Annotated in this window: 18 protein-coding genes; 10 read left to right on the forward strand and 8 right to left on the reverse strand. The window is 37.7% G+C overall.

The window, feature by feature from the left end; translation table 11 throughout:
• Positions 1-42 precede the first annotated feature (42 nt).
• Positions 43-195: a hypothetical protein gene (locus AC1PJP_RS15100; RefSeq protein WP_171499140.1), complete on the reverse strand. Its 153-nt coding sequence runs from the start codon at positions 193-195 to the stop codon at positions 43-45.
• Positions 196-412: 217 nt separating this feature from the next.
• Between AC1PJP_RS15100 and AC1PJP_RS15105 the strand changes: the two genes are divergently transcribed.
• Positions 413-1,351 (forward strand): hydroxymethylglutaryl-CoA lyase, encoded by a 939-nt coding sequence (locus tag AC1PJP_RS15105; protein ID WP_068527804.1) that lies wholly within the window; start codon positions 413-415, stop codon positions 1,349-1,351.
• 1 nt (position 1,352) lies between these two features.
• The gene (locus tag AC1PJP_RS15110; protein WP_013197853.1) at positions 1,353-2,546 is read left to right on the forward strand and encodes a CaiB/BaiF CoA transferase family protein; all 1,194 of its coding nucleotides are present in this window, start codon (positions 1,353-1,355) and stop codon (positions 2,544-2,546) included.
• A gap of 148 nt (positions 2,547-2,694) precedes the next feature.
• Here AC1PJP_RS15110 and adeT1 read toward each other — a convergent pair whose 3' ends face one another.
• A complete protein-coding gene (gene adeT1 / locus AC1PJP_RS15115) occupies positions 2,695-3,690 on the reverse strand; it encodes a putative multidrug efflux protein AdeT1 (protein WP_013197854.1) in 996 nt (331 codons plus the stop codon).
• Positions 3,691-3,935: 245 nt separating this feature from the next.
• On the opposite strand from adeT1, the gene AC1PJP_RS15120 reads away from it, so the two are divergent.
• The gene (locus tag AC1PJP_RS15120; protein WP_323740199.1) at positions 3,936-5,267 is read left to right on the forward strand and encodes a type II toxin-antitoxin system HipA family toxin; all 1,332 of its coding nucleotides are present in this window, start codon (positions 3,936-3,938) and stop codon (positions 5,265-5,267) included.
• Positions 5,264-5,572 carry a helix-turn-helix domain-containing protein gene (locus AC1PJP_RS15125; protein ID WP_035331573.1) on the forward strand — a complete coding sequence of 103 codons (309 nt, stop codon included), beginning with the start codon at positions 5,264-5,266 and terminating at the stop codon, positions 5,570-5,572. The genes AC1PJP_RS15120 and AC1PJP_RS15125 overlap by 4 nt, the downstream gene beginning before the upstream one ends.
• Positions 5,573-5,654: 82 nt before the next feature.
• Here AC1PJP_RS15125 and AC1PJP_RS15130 read toward each other — a convergent pair whose 3' ends face one another.
• From AC1PJP_RS15130 to AC1PJP_RS15145, 4 genes are all read right to left on the reverse strand, one after another.
• Positions 5,655-6,419 (reverse strand): isochorismatase family protein, encoded by a 765-nt coding sequence (locus tag AC1PJP_RS15130; protein ID WP_013197857.1) that lies wholly within the window; start codon positions 6,417-6,419, stop codon positions 5,655-5,657.
• Positions 6,420-6,509: 90 nt separating this feature from the next.
• Positions 6,510-7,109, reverse strand: a complete 600-nt coding sequence (locus AC1PJP_RS15135) for an alpha/beta hydrolase (protein WP_479767510.1) — start codon at positions 7,107-7,109, stop codon at positions 6,510-6,512.
• A 75-nt stretch (positions 7,110-7,184) separates the two neighbouring features.
• A complete protein-coding gene (locus AC1PJP_RS15140) occupies positions 7,185-7,589 on the reverse strand; it encodes a DoxX family protein (protein WP_005305413.1) in 405 nt (134 codons plus the stop codon).
• A gap of 103 nt (positions 7,590-7,692) precedes the next feature.
• Positions 7,693-8,586 carry a LysR family transcriptional regulator gene (locus AC1PJP_RS15145; RefSeq protein WP_479767512.1) on the reverse strand — a complete coding sequence of 298 codons (894 nt, stop codon included), beginning with the start codon at positions 8,584-8,586 and terminating at the stop codon, positions 7,693-7,695.
• Between the two features lie 217 nt (positions 8,587-8,803).
• Between AC1PJP_RS15145 and AC1PJP_RS15150 the strand changes: the two genes are divergently transcribed.
• Entirely contained in the window at positions 8,804-9,211 is a 408-nt protein-coding gene (locus AC1PJP_RS15150; protein WP_005305407.1) for a hypothetical protein, read from the forward strand.
• An 18-nt stretch (positions 9,212-9,229) separates the two neighbouring features.
• On the opposite strand, the gene adeS is transcribed toward AC1PJP_RS15150, so the two are convergent.
• Both adeS and adeR read right to left on the reverse strand, forming a co-directional pair.
• The gene (gene adeS, locus AC1PJP_RS15155; protein ID WP_151988205.1) at positions 9,230-10,300 is read right to left on the reverse strand and encodes a two-component sensor histidine kinase AdeS; all 1,071 of its coding nucleotides are present in this window, start codon (positions 10,298-10,300) and stop codon (positions 9,230-9,232) included.
• A gap of 31 nt (positions 10,301-10,331) precedes the next feature.
• The gene (gene adeR, locus AC1PJP_RS15160) at positions 10,332-11,075 is read right to left on the reverse strand and encodes an efflux system response regulator transcription factor AdeR (RefSeq protein ID WP_005305401.1); all 744 of its coding nucleotides are present in this window, start codon (positions 11,073-11,075) and stop codon (positions 10,332-10,334) included.
• Between the two features lie 144 nt (positions 11,076-11,219).
• Between adeR and AC1PJP_RS15165 the strand changes: the two genes are divergently transcribed.
• The 5 genes from AC1PJP_RS15165 to AC1PJP_RS15185 all read left to right on the forward strand — a co-directional run bounded on the left by AC1PJP_RS15165 (position 11,220) and on the right by AC1PJP_RS15185 (position 19,739).
• Complete coding sequence (locus AC1PJP_RS15165; protein ID WP_192837024.1) at positions 11,220-12,410, forward strand: efflux RND transporter periplasmic adaptor subunit; 1,191 nt, start codon at positions 11,220-11,222, stop codon at positions 12,408-12,410.
• On the forward strand, positions 12,407-15,514 hold the full coding sequence (gene adeB, locus AC1PJP_RS15170) for a multidrug efflux RND transporter permease subunit AdeB (RefSeq protein ID WP_479767515.1): 3,108 nt from the start codon (positions 12,407-12,409) through the stop codon (positions 15,512-15,514). Before AC1PJP_RS15165 ends, adeB begins: the two co-directional genes overlap by 4 nt.
• A 78-nt stretch (positions 15,515-15,592) precedes the next feature.
• Positions 15,593-16,993, forward strand: a complete 1,401-nt coding sequence (gene adeC / locus AC1PJP_RS15175) for a multidrug efflux RND transporter AdeABC outer membrane channel subunit AdeC (protein WP_192454443.1) — start codon at positions 15,593-15,595, stop codon at positions 16,991-16,993.
• Between the two features lie 696 nt (positions 16,994-17,689).
• Positions 17,690-18,244 carry a TetR/AcrR family transcriptional regulator gene (locus tag AC1PJP_RS15180; protein ID WP_479767517.1) on the forward strand — a complete coding sequence of 185 codons (555 nt, stop codon included), beginning with the start codon at positions 17,690-17,692 and terminating at the stop codon, positions 18,242-18,244.
• 190 nt (positions 18,245-18,434) lie between these two features.
• Entirely contained in the window at positions 18,435-19,739 is a 1,305-nt protein-coding gene (locus tag AC1PJP_RS15185; protein ID WP_479768241.1) for an MFS transporter, read from the forward strand.
• Positions 19,740-19,814: the final 75 nt, after the last annotated feature.

Here is a 19,814-nt window from a genome sequence, read left to right on the forward strand (position 1 = left end):
ATCAATCCTTGATTTACTTAAGAAATAAACTTTAAGTAGAAATTAGTGTTGAAAAAACATTGGCTTACCAAAATTTTCTAATGGCATGATTCCATTTCTATAATCAGCAATAAAAATTCGACTCGATGAGATATCTCTATCAAACAAATTTCCATCTTTAGTGTGTAACTCTTTTAGGGAAACAAAAAGATTCATACATGCATCCTTGTAGTTCTACTGTGCAGAACGATGTTCTATTAATTGTTATTTTTTAGCTAATTTAGAGTCATGTCAAGTCTTTTTAAAATTAATTGAATTTGTCATGGGGGGATAAAATTTTTAATTTGCATTAAAAATAGAACTATGTTCTATTAGATAGAACGCTTCTGCGTTGTATGTAAAAATATTCTTGTGCAATAGGAAATGTAAGCATATGAGCCATTCAAAGGACATCGATATATTGGTGAGTGAGGTTGGACCTCGCGATGGTTTGCAAAGTATTAAACAAACCATGCCAACCGATATGAAGAAAAAATGGATTTCAGCTTTAGCTCAAGCAGGATTAACTGAAATAGAAGTTGGATCTTTTGTATCTCCAAAATTGCTGCCACAAATGGCGGATTGCGGAGAGCTGGTTGAACACACTTTAACTTTAAAAGATGTATTCGTTACCGCTTTAGTCCCAAACTTAAAGGGTGCCGAAAATGCATTTAGAGCTGGGGTTCAAAAAATTACGATCCCTGTCTCAGTGAGTGAACCTCATTCACTTTCAAATATTCGTAAAACTCATGCTGAAGTTTATGAAGAAGTGAATTCAATCATTCAGCTGAGAAATGAAAAATATCCAGAAATATTAATAGAAGCAGGTCTATCAACAGTTTTTGGCTGCACGATTCAAGGTGTAGTTACGGAAAATGAAGTCCTAACGATGGCTCAACGAATGGCCCAATTAGGTGTAGATGAGATTGGCCTAGCAGATACGGTTGGATATGCAAATCCTGTCCAAGTCCGCAGTCTATTTAAAAAATTAAAACAGGAAGTCGGAAATTTAGCAGGTAGCGCACATTTCCATAATACGCGTGGGCAAGGTCTGGCAAATGTTTTAGCCGCAATTGAAGTGGGTGTTACCACATTTGATGCCTCGCAAGGCGGTATTGGCGGTTGTCCATATGCTCCCGGTGCATCAGGCAATATTGTCACTGAAGATTTAGTTTACCTGTTAGAAAGCATGGGATTACGTACTGGTATTGATATTGATCGACTTGTTGAAGCTCGCGAATGGTTAAAGCAAGGAATACCAGGAGAACCACTTTACGGATTTATTCCAGATGCAGGCGTAGGTAAAAATTTCAAATATGCAAAGGACCAATAACATGAAAGATGAAAAGAAACTCCCACTGGCTGGAATCCGAGTTCTAGAATTCGTACATATGGTTATGGGACCTGCATGTGGTTTACTTCTCGCAGATTTAGGTGCTGAAGTCATCAAGATTGAACCATTACCTCAAGGTGATAACACTCGCAGACTTATGGGGTCGGGTGCGGGTTACTGGATGACTTATAACCGTAATAAAAAAAGTTTGTCAGTTGATATTAAAAGTGAAAAAGGAATGTCACTTGTTAAGGACTTAATCAAAACTGCGGATGTTGTGATTGAAAACTTTAGACCCGGAGCGATGAAAAAACTAGGACTCGATTATGAAGGGGTTAAATCAATTAAGCCCGATATTATTTATGGTTCAATGAAAGGTTTTTTACCCGGTCCTTATGAACATCGGACAGCCTTGGATGAAGTCGTACAAATGATGACTGGGCTTGCGTATATGACTGGTCCTGTGGGACGTCCATTACGTGCTGGAGCATCTGTTAATGATGTGATGGGCGGGATGTTCTGTGCTTACTCAATCGTTGCTGCTTTATATCAACGTCAATTAACTGGCCAAGGTCAACTTGTTGAAACTGGTTTATTCGAAAACTCTGCATTTTTGGTTGCGCAGCACATGATGCAAAGAGCAGTTACAGATAAGCCTGTAGCCCCAATGCCAAATCGTGTTTCAGCTTGGGCAGTATATGATGTTTTCAACACTAAAAATAATGAACAAGTCTTTATCGGTGTAGTTACTGACTCGCAGTGGATTGCATTCTGTGATGCTTTTGGCTTAGAAGTACTAAAAAATAATCCAGATTTCGCTCAAAATAACCAACGTGTAAAAGCACGTGAGCAAATCCATCCAATTATTCGCGAAACTCTTAGCCAATTAGACAAAACAAAAGTAATGGAACTATGTGAACAAGCTGGTTTACCTTTTTCTCCGATCCAACGTCCAGAAGATTTATTTGAAGATATTCACTTAAATGAGTCAGGTGGGATGGGGAAAGTAGTGCTAGAAAATGGTAAGCAAGTAAAGGTTCCTTTATTACCATTTACGATGGATGGTCAACGCTTTGGTGTACGTGAAAACGTGCCGGAAGTTGGTGAAGATACTATAGAGGTTCTTACTTCTTTAGGTTATGACCAAGCGAAAATCAAAGAACTTACTGATTCGCAAATTATTAAATCTAACTAATGCTTTTAAGCATAAGATTTTTAATATGTGCTCAATTTAGATAAATCTAACATTGCTGAAATGGGCTACGAACCATGTAGCCCATTTGCTTTTAATAACGAACTTGAATACCTCAAAACAAGATGAGCATATGTTTTTGTTTGAGTGTTTATTCATCATTTAACGCGCATTCAAAATTACTTGGATTTTCTTTACATCTCACTTTTTTCAAAAAATTCATCATTTTAGGATCATAAATGCCCGCCTTGGTTAGCTGTATACGTGCCTCGCGCATCATTTTCATATAATTTACTTGTTCATTTTTAGGAATATCCATCCAATATTTTGAAGGAATATCACTTTCATATTTGGCAATAATCCCAAACGTTCTATTTAATTGGCTGGCTACCCAAGTTCGAGACTTTTGCCCAAAACCTGCTGGAAACTGGTCTTTACGAATAATGAAGTTTGCTGAAATTTGAGTTAAAGGAAAACGAATGATTGCTCCTTTCTCACCTAAACCTTTGTGTAGTTCAAAAGGTTTAAATGCCACAATAGGAGCGGGCACAATATCAATTTCATGGTTATTAAACTTCGCACCGGCATTGGTCACGTCTACAGATACAGCCTGACCGCCAACATGTTGCACAAGCTTTGGTTGGGCTTCGTCGTATTTAAATACCCCAATTTTTTTACCGGCAGCTTTAGCGAGTGTATTGATACTTCTATCATTTACAAATAAATATGCAGGGCCAATTGTGCCTAAACCTGCGATTTCATAAGGACCTACAACCATGTTTTTTGCGGCCATTGGTGAAGACAACAGCTTATAGGCATTAATTGCCGTTTTCATATTTGTTAATGCGCCGACCGCATCTAAAGATCCTGTATATTTATTAAACTGACGCCCACGTAAACCACTAATAATTGCACCATCACATTTTCCAACTTTTAAATCTTCAGCCGCAACGCGTTCATCAACATAGGCTTTTAAAGATAGATCTGCTCCCCAATTTTTGGCTTCAAGTGCATAGTCTTTGGCTAAAGCGAAAGCATCTCCCGATTTACCAATTGGGTCAAACACACACACGACTTGTTGCTTGGCATAAAGAGTTGTTGTTAAACATGTGCTTGTAATAAGTAAAATAGTTTTAAAACGATCCATATTTAATTATCCATTATTTAAATTATAAAAATTATTTTATAAATCTGGGTTAGATTAGATATGACACTTCAATAAGAATTTAAAGAGAAAAGGTCAAAAGATGGCTTTACTAGCTAATATCAGACAATATTAATATGAGCAAAATTTTGCTCAAAATTGATATGAATTAAATAATATTGCGCAAATATATTCACAAAAAGTTTGTTTTATAGTATTTTTGAGAAAATAATTGCTCATTTATATCAATGAAAAAATTAACGATACAAGCACTACTTGATACGAACTGGTTAGATATAGCAGAACTAAAACTGTTAGAGTCTAAACAAGGTTCGGCTAGTGCAAGTGAATTAGAGTATGAATTGGATTATGCGCTTCAATATTTAGACAAGCGCGATGAGCACGCCTGTAGTTTGTCACTTCCTGTGCAAATACTTATAAAACATGAATCGAGCACATGGTTTGGTTTTTTAGATGATATCGTTCCTTCAGGTGCTGCACGACGTTACTGGGTGAATTATCTAGATTTACAACGTTTAACTCATGCAGAGCAAGATAGTATCTTATTAGAAAAAGGGGGCATTGCTCCTGTTGGTAATTTACGGATTAAAGAAGCACTTCCACCTATAAATCCTGACTCAACTTTACACTTACGTTATTTCAGTAAAGAAGATGTGGCTGATCGTAATGTTGATTTTCTTGAGTACGCTCAGCAAATGGGTGCGATTAGTGGTGGTGCAACTGGTGCCGGTGGAGAAGCGCCCAAATTACTTATTCGTGTTTCGCCAGATCAAAAAGTCTGGATTGATACATACCAAGAAAATTTTGATCAACCAGATCAACATTATTTAGTTAAATTTCCAAGAAATAAGCGCAGTGAAATTGATTGCGACATTCTCAGAGCTGAATATTATTACTATCAAATACTCAATGAATTAGGTTTTGATACGATTGAGACAACTCAAATGAAGCTCATTGAAGGTACAAAGTATCCTTCTTTATGGCTGCCAAGATTTGACACAGAATGGCGTAATCAGCAGTGGCACCGTCATGGTTTGGAATCTGTTTATTCGGTACTAAATAAGTCTTCAGGTAGTCATCTTAATCATTTTGAAGTTATAGAGAATCTATGCAATTTACTGACTCACATCGATTCAGATTTTGATGCTTCACAATTCATCTGTGAGTGGTTACAAAGAGATTTGCTTAATATTATTTTCGGTAATTCAGACAATCATGGTCGTAATACATCTTTTCTAAAAAAATCAGGAAAAATTTCTCTTTCTCCTATTTATGATTTTGCGCCTATGAAAGCCGATCCAGAAGTAGTGATTAGATCGACTACATGGGGAAGTCCGTATGAAGAAGGCGGTGAGTATCGTTGGGTTCAAATTACCCAAAAACTTGCACCTTGGTGTGACCCAGATTTGTCTATAGGCGCATTAAAATCACTGGCACGTAATCTTGTTGGACTAAAACAACGCTTAATCGATAAAGGTGTACCTCAACAGATTATTGAAATGCCAGCACTTTCATTTGACTACATAGAAGCTAAATTGAAAAGATGGGAGCTGTTATAAACATGAAAAATCAGACTCAAGATCGTCAGCAAGTTCTCATCGATTTATATAAACAATATTTATTTAATGAAATTACGCTTGGTCAATTGTTGACGTATTTGCGAAAGAACGTATTGAGCTTGTCTCAAGAGCAATATGCTGCTTTGGTTGGAGTAAGTCGTCGAACATTAACTGATATTGAGCAGGATAAAGGTAAACTTACCCAATCTGTGTTAGATAAGGTGTTTAAGCCGCTGGGTTTAAAAGCAGGGCTTGTACCTACACATGAACATATTGTTGGTAAAATTATCAAACTGTCCGAGTAGTTAATTCTTAAAATAAAACGAGAAAGCTTTGTATCTCTAAATTTACCTAAAAATCAAAGATACAAAGCTTAAGAAAAATCAGTTATTTGACTTTGAAAGGATCTTCAACTGCTGGGGTACCGACATTATCCCAGAAGTTTTGTAGCACAAACCCATATTCCGATAAGTTCTCTTTGAAAGGCTCAAGCATTTGATCTGCTGAAGGCTTTTTCCAGTCAGCCTGTAATTCACAAGCTAGACTAAAGGTTGTTACTGGTTCTGCACCTGCATTTGCCATGCGTAAAGTAGCGGCCTGAACTTCATATTGATTCCATGCGCCACATGCATCAATGACTGGGTAGACTTTATATCCATCATTTAATAGCGATAGTGTCGGGAAAGTACAGCAAGTACCAATGGTTACGCCTGCAATAATAATATGGGTTCGACCTGTTGCTTCTAGTAAATTAATAAGTGCTTTACGAAAAGTCGGGTCTTCATATGCATTAATGATCCCTGTACGTCGATAAATTGAATTATGGGGGAACAATGACTTAATTTCTGGGAGAGTGTCGCCGTTTTGCCATTGTGCGTTTGATGATGTAATCAGTGTTGGAATATTAAGAGCTTTGGCTGTACGTGCTAAACCAAGAACATTACTTTTTAATTCAGCGAGGCTCGATGTATCACGAACGCTAGCCATTAAACCAACTTGATGATCAATAAGTAATAAAACTGTATTTTCTGGGGTTGGTTTATCGTAAGCAAATAAACCTAGATTTTTTGCTTCTTTTGGTGAGTTTTTATTCGCTTTTATAGTATCAGTAATGGGGCTGATAATATCTTCTGCACGGATTGATGTAGTCATTTTTAACTCCGAAGAATAATTTGAGACGAGAAAGTACGGAACTTAGATTTAGGAAGATCTAAGTTCAGATTTGGATGTAGGCCAAATAGGTTAAATAGTGTTTAAAAAATCAAGACTTAACTGGAGCGCTGAATGCGAAATGGTATGTCCCGTAGCGGGTAAAATATTCAACTCAACATTTAAGTTTGCTGAATGCATTTGTTGATATGCGCTTTGGCTTTCGCTTGGAGGAATAACAGTGTCTGATTCACCATGAATTAATAAAATTTTCGTATTTTTATTAATTTCATTATTGATTGGACTGGCTAATCTTCCAGCGATGCTAATCAGCCCAGCAATAGGCCAACGTCCTGAAACGACCGCATCTAAAGCCATTATTGAACCTTGAGAAAATCCTAAAAAAACGACTTTATCTAAGTGGTTTTCTAATTGATTTTCGTTAATGATCTCTTGGATTTTTTGATCAAAATGAGCTCTGGCTTCTTTAATCCGACTAAAGCGATTCTCATCATTAACCCCAGCGATGCTAAACCACTGATAGGCCTCTTTACTGTTCATAAAGCTAAAAGGAGCATTGGGTGCGACAAAATTCAAATTAGAATGATTGGCCTTAAAAAATTCTCCAACTGCTTCTAAGTCTTCACCATTACTACCTACGCCGTGTAATAAAATTATAAATAGATCTTTCATTTTAATATCCTGAATGAGCTGAGTATTTGGTGTTTAGATGCCATTCATGCAATGGCATCTCATCTATTAACGAGCTTAGTTTTTAAAAGATTTACTTAGAGAAAATGGTCCATCACCAATGAGTGCGAGAGCAACTAAAGAAATAATCCACATAAATGGGAACTCCCAGCCGCCATTAGGGTTTGTAAAAAAGAAACCGGCAGCACCATGTACAGTAAATATTGCACCCAATAAGACAGGAATCAGTGCAATGGCAACAATTCGAGGTTTAAAACCAACGAATAATAATATTGCTCCTAAAATCTCCCAGAGAATAGTCACATATGCCATCCATCCCGGAACTCCAACAGATTGGAAAAATTGCGCTGTACCTGCTGGTGTAAATACAAACAGTTTAAGACCAGCATGGGCAAAGAAATAAAGCGCTAAGGTTATACGGAGTAATAATGCCGCATAAGGAGCTGTGTTTGATGTATTCATTGTATGTCTCGATGAGAATTAGCTTGATGAATACATACTACTGTTGAATTTTTAAGTGATTAAGTAGGCTGAAATTGAATGTTTATTTCTATTTTGGAAATAATTACTCGTAAATTTCCCATTCGGCAGGGTACGCATATTGCTCTTTTAAATAATCAATTAGAGTTCTCACCTTGTTGGCTAGGTGTTTTGCTGGTGGGTAGACCGCATAGAGACCTCTTCGCGGTAATTCATAGTTTTCTAAAATAGGAATAATCTTTTTGCCGATAAGTGCATCTTTTAAAATAAACATGGGTAATCTTGCGATGCCAAGTCCTGCTATGGTTGCAGCTAAACAAGCTTCTGTATTCGCAAAATGAATCCGACCATTTACATTAATGGTATGTAATACATTCGAAGGTGATTTTTCAAAAAAAGTCCATTCATACGGATCTTTAAAGTTTGTATCGATGATGCAGGAATGAGATTCTAGGTCTTGTAGGCTTCGAAGATAACCAAATTTTTCTAAATAAAGGGGAGATGCGACTAATACAAATCTAATTTGAGATAATGGAGTCGCAATTAAATTATTATCTTTAAGCTCTCCAATTCGAATGGCGATATCAAATCCTTCTTCAATGACATTCACCGTACGGTCGGTAAAGCTGACGTCTAATTCAATTTGGCTATATTTCTGGGCAAAGTTAACCAGTGTTTTGCTTAATTGCACTGTTCCGAAAGAGTTAGGAGCACTTATTTTTAGTTTGCCTACTGGGGCGCGAGATTGATTTTTAATACTAATTTCAATTTCATCAAACTCTGCCATAAGTTGCTTAATTCGGTGGTAATAAGCTAATCCGAGTTCTGTGGGCTTCAATGAGCGTGTCGATCTTTTTAGCAGCTGTACGCCTAATTCGTTCTCTAGTTTTGAAATGAGCTTGGATGCTTGTGCGACGCTTGTATTTAAATTTTCGGCAGCTTTAACAAAACTTCCTTGCTCAATGATCGAAATAAACATGCGATTACATTCAAGTCTATTCATATAGATTTATTTTTACTTAAATTAGTAATCGTAGTTTTAGCATAAAAAATTTGGATAAGTTAACTAGGTAAAATTAAAACGTGAGAGTAATGCTATAAATTATTTTAAATATAGAGAACGCTTAAAAACTTTTACTCAGTAAAGAAAAAATGAGTAACATGAAACCTTAGAAGATTTATCACACATAACATCTATGAAGAAAAACTCAAAACTTGACCAAGATAAGCTCTTTATTAAATTGTTATTTAAGTCCAACTCTGAAGTGACGGAGGATGAAATTGAGTACTATCGAAAATATCCCGATCAGATCGATCAAGTCACAGCTCCTCTAAACATTCATAAAATATTCTTGTGGGCTGGTGCTTTATTGGGTGTTATCGTGGTTGCCATAGCTAAATTTCTTAAGTTTTCTGGCACCTTAGATTTCCTATCTGAAGGCGTATTAGAGTTTGTTATAGATATTATTTATGAAACTGGCATTGCCTTAATTGGAGCCGCAGCTACAGCCTTTATGCTGGGTGTTTTATTGAATAAGCAACAAGAAAATGCCACAAAATGGCGTGAAGAAATTCGTAGAAGAGTAAAAGAAAGTGAAGAATAATTTTATAACTCAGCGTCTTTACTTATCCATCAAAATTTTTATGGTGAAAGTGCTTTTTGAGCCATGATTGCTATAGTGAATAGAACCTTTAAGCGCAACCACAATCGCATGTACAACAGCTAATCCCAATCCTGTACCACCAAATTCTTTATTTCTTGACTCTTCTAATCTAAAAAAGGGTTTAAATAGATCATCTTGGAACTCAGTTGCGATGCCGGGGCCTTCATCTTCAATTTTTAATATCCAGTTTTCTGAGACCACTTCTGAAGAGATCTTAAGTTTTCCTGCATTTGAATAACGAATAGCATTATCAATTAACGCAATTAAAACTTGCTCAATACGGCGACGGTCACAAAATACAGGTGTAGTGGTTAAATCAAGTTCTGGCTTTAAGTTTGCTTGTTCTAGGCGGTCTTCAAAGGCCTTGAGAACTTTTTCAATCACAGACTTAAAATCTAATAACTCATAATTTAATCTTAACTGTTGATTCTCAACTAAACTTATCGTTCGTAAGTCTTCAACTAAATGAGATAAACCTTCAACTTGATTTAAAAGACTTTTAAATAGAATTTCATCAGGCTTAAAAACGCCGTCAATTATGCCTTGCAGGCGGCCTTGTAAAATGGTGATTGGAGTTCTTAACTCATGAGCGATGGCAGCATTCCAAACCTGTGCATTTTCCACAGAAACTTCTAGTTTTTGAGCCATATCATTAAAATTATGTAAAAGCTCAGACATTTCAGCCGAGTGAATTCTGTTGTCGTAAGCTCTAGCAGAGAGATCGCCCTGACTAATTTTTTTGGCTGCTTCGGCTAAGAAATTAATGGGTAGAATAAAACGTTTTGCGAGATGCATGCCGATCACGAGTGAAATAAGACAGCCACACAAGATGACAGTAGATAACCAAATCCAATCTATAAAATGAAAATTAGTCCAATCCTCTTGTAGAGAGTCTAAAGTGAGCCAACCTTTTTCAATGGCATAGTTATAAATAAGGTATCCCAGCAACATAGAAAACAGGGTAACGCTTAAATTAACAATACTGAAAGCAATAAAAAGCTGCTTACTGATTCCTAACTTACTTTTCATAAAATATTTCCTAGCCATATTTTTATATTATTTAGACATCATCTTTGACAGCTAGTGGATTATCGAGTCGATATCCTACGCCACGCACATTAACTAACATTTGAAGTATTCCTTGTTCTTCTAGTTTTTTTCTAAGCTTACTCACATGGCTATCTACAGTTCGTTCTAGTGCATCACTATCGTTCATGCAATGATTCATGAGTTCACCACGAGTAAATACCTTGTGGGGCTGGTCAATCATGAAGGAAATGATTTTATATTCAGTCAGGGTAAGATTAAGCAATATTTTCTTGTTTTGAGCATGAAGATAAACACTATGCGTATCTGTATCAATTTCAATATCTTTGTAGATCTTATTTTTGTTAAATGGCTTGTTTGTTAGCTGAGTCCGTCTTAAGACTGCCTGAACTCTAGCGATGACTTCATTTGGGTTAAATGGTTTAACAACAAAGTCATCTGCACCAACTCGTAATGCCATGACCTTATCAATATCTTGATCTAGTGCCGTTAGCATAATCACGGGCGTCTGAGCTTTTTGACGTATTTTATTTAACACTTCCCAGCCGTTGAGCTCGGGTAATTTAATATCAAGTAAAATCAAATCAATGGGTTGGCTAGAGTGCAATTCAATGGCTTGCTTTCCATTCATAGCACGAATAACAACCATTCCTTCACGTTTTAAATAATTTTCAATAATGTCGCCAATGTCGTAATCATCTTCTACAACGAGGATAACTTTATCGTGACAATCAAAAGAAAAAGAACGATCAAACATAGAAATTTGGCTATATAAAATGCTTCAACTCATCATACGCTAAATTATTGGTACTTCTCCACACTTACTCCACACTTTAGTGACGATTGCTACACACTCATCAAAAATAATGTCAGCATCGAAAACTCACTTGGTTTGGACAGTATGCAAAAGCATCTTTTACTTCCTTTATTTTTATCTATTGGGCTGATATTACAGGGGTGTGGTTCACAAGAAACGGCTCAAGCTGAGCCAGCACCAGCGAAAGTAAGTGTATTAAGCATTCAATCGCAATCAGTTAATTTTAGTGAAAATCTTCCTGCACGCGTACAAGCATTCCGTACTGCTGAAATTCGACCGCAAGTCGGAGGAATTATTGAAAGAGTTTTATTTAAACAAGGTAGTGAAGTTAGAGCAGGCCAAGCTTTATATAAAATTAATTCTGAAACCTTTGAAGCAGATGTAAATAGCAATAGAGCTTCACTTAACAAAGCTGAGGCAGAGGTTGCGAGACTGAAAGTTCAATTAGATCGCTATGAGCAGCTCTTACCAAGTAATGCAATTAGTAAGCAAGAAGTGAGTAATGCTCAAGCTCAATATCGTCAGGCTCTCGCTGATGTTGCGCAAATGAAAGCATTGCTCACCAGACAAAATTTGAATCTGCAATATGCAACTGTTCGAGCGCCGATTTCTGGTCGTATTGGGCAATCTTTTGTCACTGAAGGCGCATTGGTTGGTCAAGGTGATGCGAATACCATGGCCACAATCCAACAGATTGATAGAGTCTACGTCGATGTAAAACAATCAATTAGTGAATACGAGCGTCTACAAGCGGCTTTAAAAACTGGTGAGTTATCTGCAAACAGTGAAAAAACGGTTCGTATTTCTAATAGCCACGGACAGGAATATAACGTCACAGCAAAAATGTTGTTTGAAGATATTAATGTTGACCCTGAAACAGGTGATGTGACCTTCCGTATTGAAGTAAATAATACCGAGAGAAAACTACTTCCGGGTATGTATGTGCGAGTCAATATTGACCGAGCTTCTATTCCACAAGCCTTGTTAGTTCCAGCTCAAGCGATTCAGCGCAATATCAATGGTGAGCCTCAGGTCTATGTGATCAATGCAAAAGGCTCGGCTGAGATTCGTCCTATTGAAATTGGACAGCAATATGAACAGTACTATATCGCCAACAAAGGCTTGAAAGTCGGTGACAAAGTCGTTGTTGAAGGTATGGAGCGTATCCAGCCAAATCAAAAACTTGCAATGACCACGTGGAAAAAGCCTGCATCAGAAAATAGTGCTTCAAATGTAGAAACAAAACCATCTACAAATCAAGGAGCTCAACCATGATGTCTCAATTTTTTATTCGACGTCCTGTTTTTGCATGGGTGATCGCGATATTTATCATATTGTTTGGGTTACTTAGTATTCCAAAATTGCCGATTGCTCGTTTCCCTAGTGTAGCGCCTCCTCAAGTAAACATTAGTGCGACTTATCCGGGAGCAACAGCAAAGACCATTAACGATAGTGTTGTCACTTTAATTGAGCGAGAATTATCGGGTGTAAAAAATCTACTTTACTATAGTGCGACAACCGATACTTCGGGTACAGCAGAAATTTCTGCAACCTTTAAACCGGGTACAGATGTCGAAATGGCTCAGGTCGATGTCCAGAATAAAATCAAGGCTGTTGAAGCACGCTTACCACAGATTGTGCGGCAGCAAGGTTTACAGGTTGAAGCATCATCTTCGGGTTTCTTGATGCTGGTGGGTATTAACTCTCCTAATGGCCAATATTCAGAAGTAGATTTAAGTGATTATCTGGTTCGAAATGTCGTAGAAGAACTAAAGCGTGTTGAAGGCGTTGGTAAAGTCCAATCTTTTGGTGCAGAGAAAGCCCTACGCATTTGGGTCGATCCAAATAAATTGGTTTCTTATGGTTTATCAATTAGCGATGTAAACAATGCAATTCGTGAAAATAATGTTGAAATTGCACCGGGGCGCCTAGGCGATTTACCTGCAAATAAAGGTCAACTGATTACGATTCCATTGTCAGCGCAAGGTCAGCTATCAAGCGTAGAGCAATTTAGGAATATCAGCTTAAAAAGCAAAACTAACGGAAGTGTAATTCGTCTGTCAGATGTCGCAAATGTTGAAATCGGATCACAAGCCTACAACTTTGCTATTTTAGAAAATGGTAAACCGGCTACCGCTGCCGCTATCCAGTTAAGCCCGGGTGCTAACGCAGTAAAAACAGCAGAAGGTGTTAGAGCAAAAATTGAAGAATTAAAGTTGAACTTACCAGAGGGCATGCAGTTTAGTATTCCTTACGACACCGCGCCGTTTGTTAAAATTTCAATTGAAAAGGTAATTCATACATTACTTGAAGCGATGGTTCTGGTTTTCATTGTGATGTATTTGTTCTTACACAATGTACGTTATACGCTCATTCCAGCCATTGTTGCACCTATTGCTTTGCTCGGTACTTTTACCGTGATGCTGCTTGCCGGCTTTTCGATTAACGTACTCACCATGTTCGGTATGGTGCTCGCCATCGGTATTATTGTCGACGATGCGATTGTCGTCGTTGAAAACGTCGAAAGGATTATGGCGACTGAAGGATTAAATCCTAAAGAAGCAACATCTAAGGCAATGAAAGAGATTACCAGTCCTATTATTGGTATTACCTTAGTATTGTCTGCTGTGTTTTTGCCAATGGCTTTTGCGAGTGGTTCGGTCGGGATCATTTATAAACAATTTACGCTGACCATGTCCGTGTCTATTTTATTCTCGGCTTTATTGGCGCTCATTTTAACACCTGCACTTTGTGCAACCATTTTAAAACCAATTGATGGTCATCATCAGAAGAAAGGCTTCTTTGCATGGTTTGACCGTAGCTTTGATAAAGTGACGAAAAAGTATGAATTGATGCTCCTTAAAATCATCAAACATACAGTTCCAGTCATGATGATCTTTGTGGTGATTACAGGTATTACCTTTGCAGGAATGAAGTATTGGCCAACAGCATTTATGCCAGAGGAAGATCAGGGCTGGTTTATGACGTCTTTCCAATTACCATCGGATGCAACGGCAGAACGTACTCGAAATGTAGTGAATGAATTTGAAAATTCGCTTAAAGACAAACCCGATGTCAAAAGTAATACGACGATTATGGGATGGGGATTTAGTGGTGCAGGACAAAACGTAGGTGTTGCTTTCACGACTTTAAAAGATTTCAAAGAGCGTACTTCTTCGGCAACTGAAATGACAAATGCAGTCAATGCATCAATGGCGAACAGTTCGGAAGGTGAAACAATGGCGGTACTTCCACCTGCTATTGATGAACTGGGTACATTCTCAGGCTTTAGTTTACGTTTACAAGATCGTGCAAACTTAGGCATGCCTGCTTTATTGGCTGCCCAAGACCAACTTATGCAGATGGCTGCCAAGAACAAAAAGTTCTATATGGTGTGGAATGAAGGTTTACCACAAGGTGACAATATTTCTTTAAAAATTGACCGTGAAAAACTTAATACCCTTGGTGTTAAATTCTCAGACGTTTCAGACATCATTTCAACCTCAATGGGTTCAATGTATATCAATGACTTCCCAAATCAGGGTCGTATGCAACAAGTGATTGTACAGGTTGAAGCTAAATCACGTATGCAACTCAAAGATATCTTGAACTTAAAAGTGATGGGTTCGAGTGGTCAATTGGTGTCTTTGTCTGAAGTGGTAACACCTCAATGGAACAAAGCACCGCAACAATATAATCGTTATAACGGACGACCATCTTTAAGTATTGCCGGCATTCCTAACTTCGATACATCTTCGGGTGAGGCGATGCGTGAAATGGAACAGTTGATTGCTAAGTTGCCTAAAGGCATTGGCTACGAATGGACTGGTATCTCTTTACAAGAAAAGCAGTCTGAATCTCAAATGGCCTTTTTACTTGGTTTATCAATGTTAGTGGTGTTTCTTGTATTGGCTGCACTCTATGAAAGCTGGGCGATTCCACTTTCTGTGATGTTGGTTGTACCACTTGGTATTTTCGGTGCAATTATTGCCATTATGTCGAGAGGCCTAATGAATGACGTCTTCTTCAAAATTGGACTCATTACGATTATTGGTCTATCCGCAAAGAACGCCATCTTGATTGTTGAGTTTGCAAAGATGCTCAAAGAGGAAGGCATGAGTTTGATTGAAGCCACAGTTGCAGCAGCCAAACTTCGTTTACGACCAATCTTAATGACTTCTCTTGCTTTTACATGCGGTGTAATTCCTCTCGTAATTGCAACAGGTGCAAGTTCTGAAACTCAACATGCTTTAGGTACTGGTGTATTTGGGGGCATGATCTCGGCAACGATTCTGGCTATTTTCTTTGTTCCCGTGTTCTTTATCTTCATTTTGGGCGCCGTGGAAAAGCTAACTTCTAAGAAAAAAATCTCATCTTAAGTTAAATGCGTCAGGGGAAATACTCCATTTCCTCTGATGCGTCCTATGCTCAACTTCTTTTATTATTTGGAGAATACTATGTCGAAAGTGGCAATCGTATCTCGTGGACTCGTTGTTTCTGCACTTTCTGTTGCACTCGTTGCGTGTGTAAATATGCAAGCACCACAGCCGACAGCGATTTCTCATATTCCTCAAAATTTTGCTCAGAATTCCTCAGGAACCACCATTGCGGAGAAAAGTTATAAAGAGTTTATTTCTGATCCTAAATTATTACAGGTCATTGAAATAGGGCTAAACAATAATCGGGATTTACGGACTGCTACGCTTAATATTGAGCGTGTACAGCAACAATATCAAATCACAAAAAATAGCCAGCTCCCGACTATTGGGGTAACTGGAAATGCAGTGCGGCAGGTTAGCCCATCTATTAACCCCAATAACCCAGTTTCTACATTTCAAGTGGGCTTAGGAATGACTGCCTATGAGCTAGACTTTTGGGGTCGTGTTCAAAATTTAAAGGATGCAGCATTAAATAACTATCTTGCAACTCAAAGCGCGAAAGAAGCTGTACAAATTGGTCTAATCAGTAACATCACGCAGGTCTGGTTAAATTATGCTTTTGCACAAGCCAATTTAAATCTTGCTGAGCAGACTTTAAAAGCGCAAGTCGATGCTTATAACCTAAACAAGAAGCGCTTTGATGTTGGTATTGACAGTGAAGTGCCACTAAAACAAGCACAAATTTCTGTAGAGACTGCTAGAAATGACGTTGCAACTTATAAGACTCAAATTCTACAGGCAAAAAATCTACTAGATTTGTTAGCAGGTTCTCCTATTCCTGAAAACTTACTTCCAAGCGATTCAATTAAAAATATTACCCTTGAGAAGAATTTTGCAGCGGGTTTACCAAGTGATTTGTTAAATCATCGTCCAGATATTAAAGCGGCTGAATATGGGTTGCGAGCGGCAGGTGCAAACATTGGTGCTGCGAAGGCGCGAATGTTCCCAACCATAAGCCTTACTGGTTCTACAGGTTATGCGTCGACTGAACTTAAAGATTTATTTAAGTCGGGTAATTTTGCATGGTCAGTTGGTCCAAGCATTGATCTACCAATTTTTGATTGGGGAACAAGAAAGGCGGGTATTGAAATTGCTGAAATAGATCAAAAAGTTGCTTTATCAGAATATGAAAAGTCTATTCAAACAGCCTTTAAAGAAGTGAATGATGCGCTTGCTACCCATGCACATATTGAAGAACGCTTAGATGCCCAGCGCCGTTTAGTATCTGCCACATCTGCAACATATAAACTTTCAATGGCACGTTATAAAGCTGGAGTTGATAGTTATTTTACGGTTTTGGATGCACAACGTTCTGCGTACGCAGCACAGCAAGGCTTACTGGCACTTGAACAGGTCAAATTAAATAACCAAATTGAAATTTATAAAGTTTTAGGAGGGGGATTATCTAAAGAATCATAATAATTGTAATTCATATTTCTAGTTGAAGCTTGTTCCAATCTCTTAAATCAGCGCAAATGAAAAAAGAGTATCTTCAACTAGAAAACTTAAAAAACAAAATGATTATTCAATTTTACTTAAGACTTTCCTTAATTATGTAATTAAATGAAAAACAATAATTAATTAAATAATTTATAGCCAATTTCACATTGACACCTTAATTTTTGAAGATTACCATTTGCCTGCTGGCCACATTGCCAGTCGGTCGTCGCAGACCGCATAATAACTCCCGCATCAGAGCCATTCCTTCTGAGGAACAGCCTTGTGTGGTGAACTACTCGTTCCCTCCCGTAGCGGTAGGACGGGAGAGGGACACCTACGGGTGTGCTAGTTTGAGTTATTACTAGTCTGCGAACCCTCTTCCGTTCTGCCACCATAATTTAAAATGTCTGGCAGAACTCCCTATAGAAGGAGTTGGCTTTGCACATTCATTATTTCTTGGCAGTCCTTGCCAAAAGCTATAACGACACAACTTAAAAATTTAAAGCAGCTTGATCACCAAAAGGTTTTCAGGCTTTAAGTCATTACGACTCAAAAAATTTGCATCAACAATAAAACTTGAGATGTGCCAAGCACAGTCTTACGGCTTTGCTATGCCTTTTTTCTCCCAGAAAAGTATTTCTTTTAGAAACAACAAGAATTTATAACGGTAAAACTATGTCAGATTTAGAAATCTCTTCCAAAAAATTACAGGTTATTCGTACGGCGATACGCTTATTTACCAGCCATGGTTTTCACACAGCGGGAATAGACCTGATTGTGAAAGAATCTGGAATAACCAAAACCACTTTTTATAATTACTTTGCCTCAAAAGAGCGCCTGATTGAAATGTGTATTGCCTTTCAAAAGAGACTCCTTAAAGAAGAAGTACTGTCAATTATTTACTCAAACCGTTACTACACTTCAAGGGATAAACTCAAAGAAATTGTGCGCTTACATGTCTGTTCTAATAACCTGTACCACTTATTACTCAAAGCCATATTTGAAATTAAACTCGTTTATTCGCAGGGTTACCGCATGGCGATTGAATATCGAAAATGGCTACTTCATGAAATTTTTGAGCTGGTTTTTAGTCTAGAAACTTGTGCAATAAAACCCGATGCCAACATGGTGTTAAACCTAATCGATGGCTTGATGATGCAATTTCTAAGTTCCAATAGTTTGGAAGAGAGAGATGTCATCCTAGAGCAGTTTTTTAAAACAAGCATTTGAATATAAAAGAATAATTTGAAAATATGGTGTGATGAGTAAATCATGAGCGCTTTCTGATCAGCCGAAAAAGTTAATGTTTTGACTTTTGGGGGAGAATATTGTTATTTTAATTACGTTATTCATAAATTAATTATAAATAACGTAATTAAAATGAAAATAATTGAAAGCGCAACATGGAGAAAGGATGACCATGAAAGAAGTTGCATTAAGTGATCTGATCAATCAGCAGAAAGTTGGACGTTATCAGAAATTTATTTTGTTCACCTGTTTATTGCTAATGATTATGGATGGGTATGACATTCAGTCCATGGCTTACGCAGCCCCAATGATTATAGAAGAATGGGGCATTCATAAAACCATGCTAGGCGTTGTGTTTAGCGCCAGCTTATTTGGTTTGTTTGTTGGATCATTTTTATTAAGTTCACTTTCGGATCGTTTTGGCCGCCGTCCAATCCTACTGATCTCAACCTTTATGTTCTCCATATTGATGCTGGTCACACCACATGTTGGCAATATTGAGCAATTGACTGCAATCCGCTTTGTTACAGGAATTTTTTTAGGAGGTATCATGCCAAATGTCATGGCTTATAGCTCCGAAATTGTTCCATATCAATCTCGTATTTTCACCATGATGGTCATTTCTTGTGGCTATACGGTCGGGGCAATGTTGGGGGGAGGCATATCAGCCTTGTTAGTTCCTTGGGGAGGATGGCAGGCGATTTTCTATTTTGGCGGTATTGTTCCTTTAATTATTTTCTTTATCACGTTCTTTAAGTTACCAGAGTCTTTATATTTTTTAAGTGAAAATAGTAAAAATACGCCCAAGATTTCGTTTTGGTTAAAGAAATTCTATCCTGCATTAACATTTAATTCAGAGATGAAAATCATCAATACGACTGAAGTTCAGGTTAAGAAGTCACCGCTTGAGTTATTTAAAAATAAGCGTGCGTTTTTTACCTATTCCATCTGGATCATCAGTATTTTAAATATGATCAGTCTCTATTTTCTGGCGAACTGGCTACCGACTTTGTCTAAAGAGTCAGGGCTGTCATTAAATCAGGCACTCATGATCGGCTCAACTCTACAATTAGGCGGTACGATCGGTAGTATTGTGATGGGTCTTAAAATCGATAAGACTGGATTTTATAAAGTATTAATTCCTGTTTTTTTAGTTGCAGTAATTAGTGTTGCTTTAATTGGCTATGCTGTTAGCCATATTGTTTTATTATTTATCATCATTTTCATTGCTGGCTTTGCGATTGTTGGTGGGCAACCTGCTATTAATGCGCTGTCTGCGAGTTATTACCCAGTTTCACTTCGTACCACTGGGGTGGGCTGGAGTATTGGGATTGCCCGTTTGGGTTCGGTCATTGGGCCGTTATTTGGTGGTTATCTTTCTCAATTTCTGGTCATTACCCATTTATTTGTGATTGCGGCAATACCTTCGTTGTTCGTTATTATCATGCTGATGATTCAGGCCAAGTACCGATCATAAGATTAACTATATACATAAAAGTTATGGAGATAATGGCTTCAAATAAGCTGATTAGATAGATTCCTAATCAGCTTA

It is taken from the genome of Acinetobacter sp. V116_7 (genome assembly GCF_056735735.1).

Excerpts from the sequence above, each read along its gene's own strand:
- AC1PJP_RS15100 (WP_171499140.1), bottom strand. The coding sequence starts at position 195 with ATGAATCTTTTTGTTTCCCTAAAAGAGTTACACACTAAAGATGGAAAT.
- AC1PJP_RS15105 (WP_068527804.1), top strand. The coding sequence starts at position 413 with ATGAGCCATTCAAAGGACATCGATATATTGGTGAGTGAGGTTGGACCT.
- AC1PJP_RS15110 (WP_013197853.1), top strand. The coding sequence starts at position 1,353 with ATGAAAGATGAAAAGAAACTCCCACTGGCTGGAATCCGAGTTCTAGAA.
- adeT1 (WP_013197854.1), bottom strand. The coding sequence starts at position 3,690 with ATGGATCGTTTTAAAACTATTTTACTTATTACAAGCACATGTTTAACA.
- AC1PJP_RS15120 (WP_323740199.1), top strand. The coding sequence starts at position 3,936 with ATGAAAAAATTAACGATACAAGCACTACTTGATACGAACTGGTTAGAT.
- AC1PJP_RS15130 (WP_013197857.1), bottom strand. The coding sequence starts at position 6,419 with ATGACTACATCAATCCGTGCAGAAGATATTATCAGCCCCATTACTGAT.
- AC1PJP_RS15135 (WP_479767510.1), bottom strand. The coding sequence starts at position 7,109 with ATGAAAGATCTATTTATAATTTTATTACACGGCGTAGGTAGTAATGGT.
- AC1PJP_RS15140 (WP_005305413.1), bottom strand. The coding sequence starts at position 7,589 with ATGAATACATCAAACACAGCTCCTTATGCGGCATTATTACTCCGTATA.
- AC1PJP_RS15145 (WP_479767512.1), bottom strand. The coding sequence starts at position 8,586 with ATGTTTATTTCGATCATTGAGCAAGGAAGTTTTGTTAAAGCTGCCGAA.
- AC1PJP_RS15150 (WP_005305407.1), top strand. The coding sequence starts at position 8,804 with ATGAAGAAAAACTCAAAACTTGACCAAGATAAGCTCTTTATTAAATTG.
- adeS (WP_151988205.1), bottom strand. The coding sequence starts at position 10,300 with ATGAAAAGTAAGTTAGGAATCAGTAAGCAGCTTTTTATTGCTTTCAGT.
- adeR (WP_005305401.1), bottom strand. The coding sequence starts at position 11,075 with ATGTTTGATCGTTCTTTTTCTTTTGATTGTCACGATAAAGTTATCCTC.
- AC1PJP_RS15165 (WP_192837024.1), top strand. The coding sequence starts at position 11,220 with ATGCAAAAGCATCTTTTACTTCCTTTATTTTTATCTATTGGGCTGATA.
- adeB (WP_479767515.1), top strand. The coding sequence starts at position 12,407 with ATGATGTCTCAATTTTTTATTCGACGTCCTGTTTTTGCATGGGTGATC.
- adeC (WP_192454443.1), top strand. The coding sequence starts at position 15,593 with ATGTCGAAAGTGGCAATCGTATCTCGTGGACTCGTTGTTTCTGCACTT.
- AC1PJP_RS15180 (WP_479767517.1), top strand. The coding sequence starts at position 17,690 with ATGTCAGATTTAGAAATCTCTTCCAAAAAATTACAGGTTATTCGTACG.
- AC1PJP_RS15185 (WP_479768241.1), top strand. The coding sequence starts at position 18,435 with ATGAAAGAAGTTGCATTAAGTGATCTGATCAATCAGCAGAAAGTTGGA.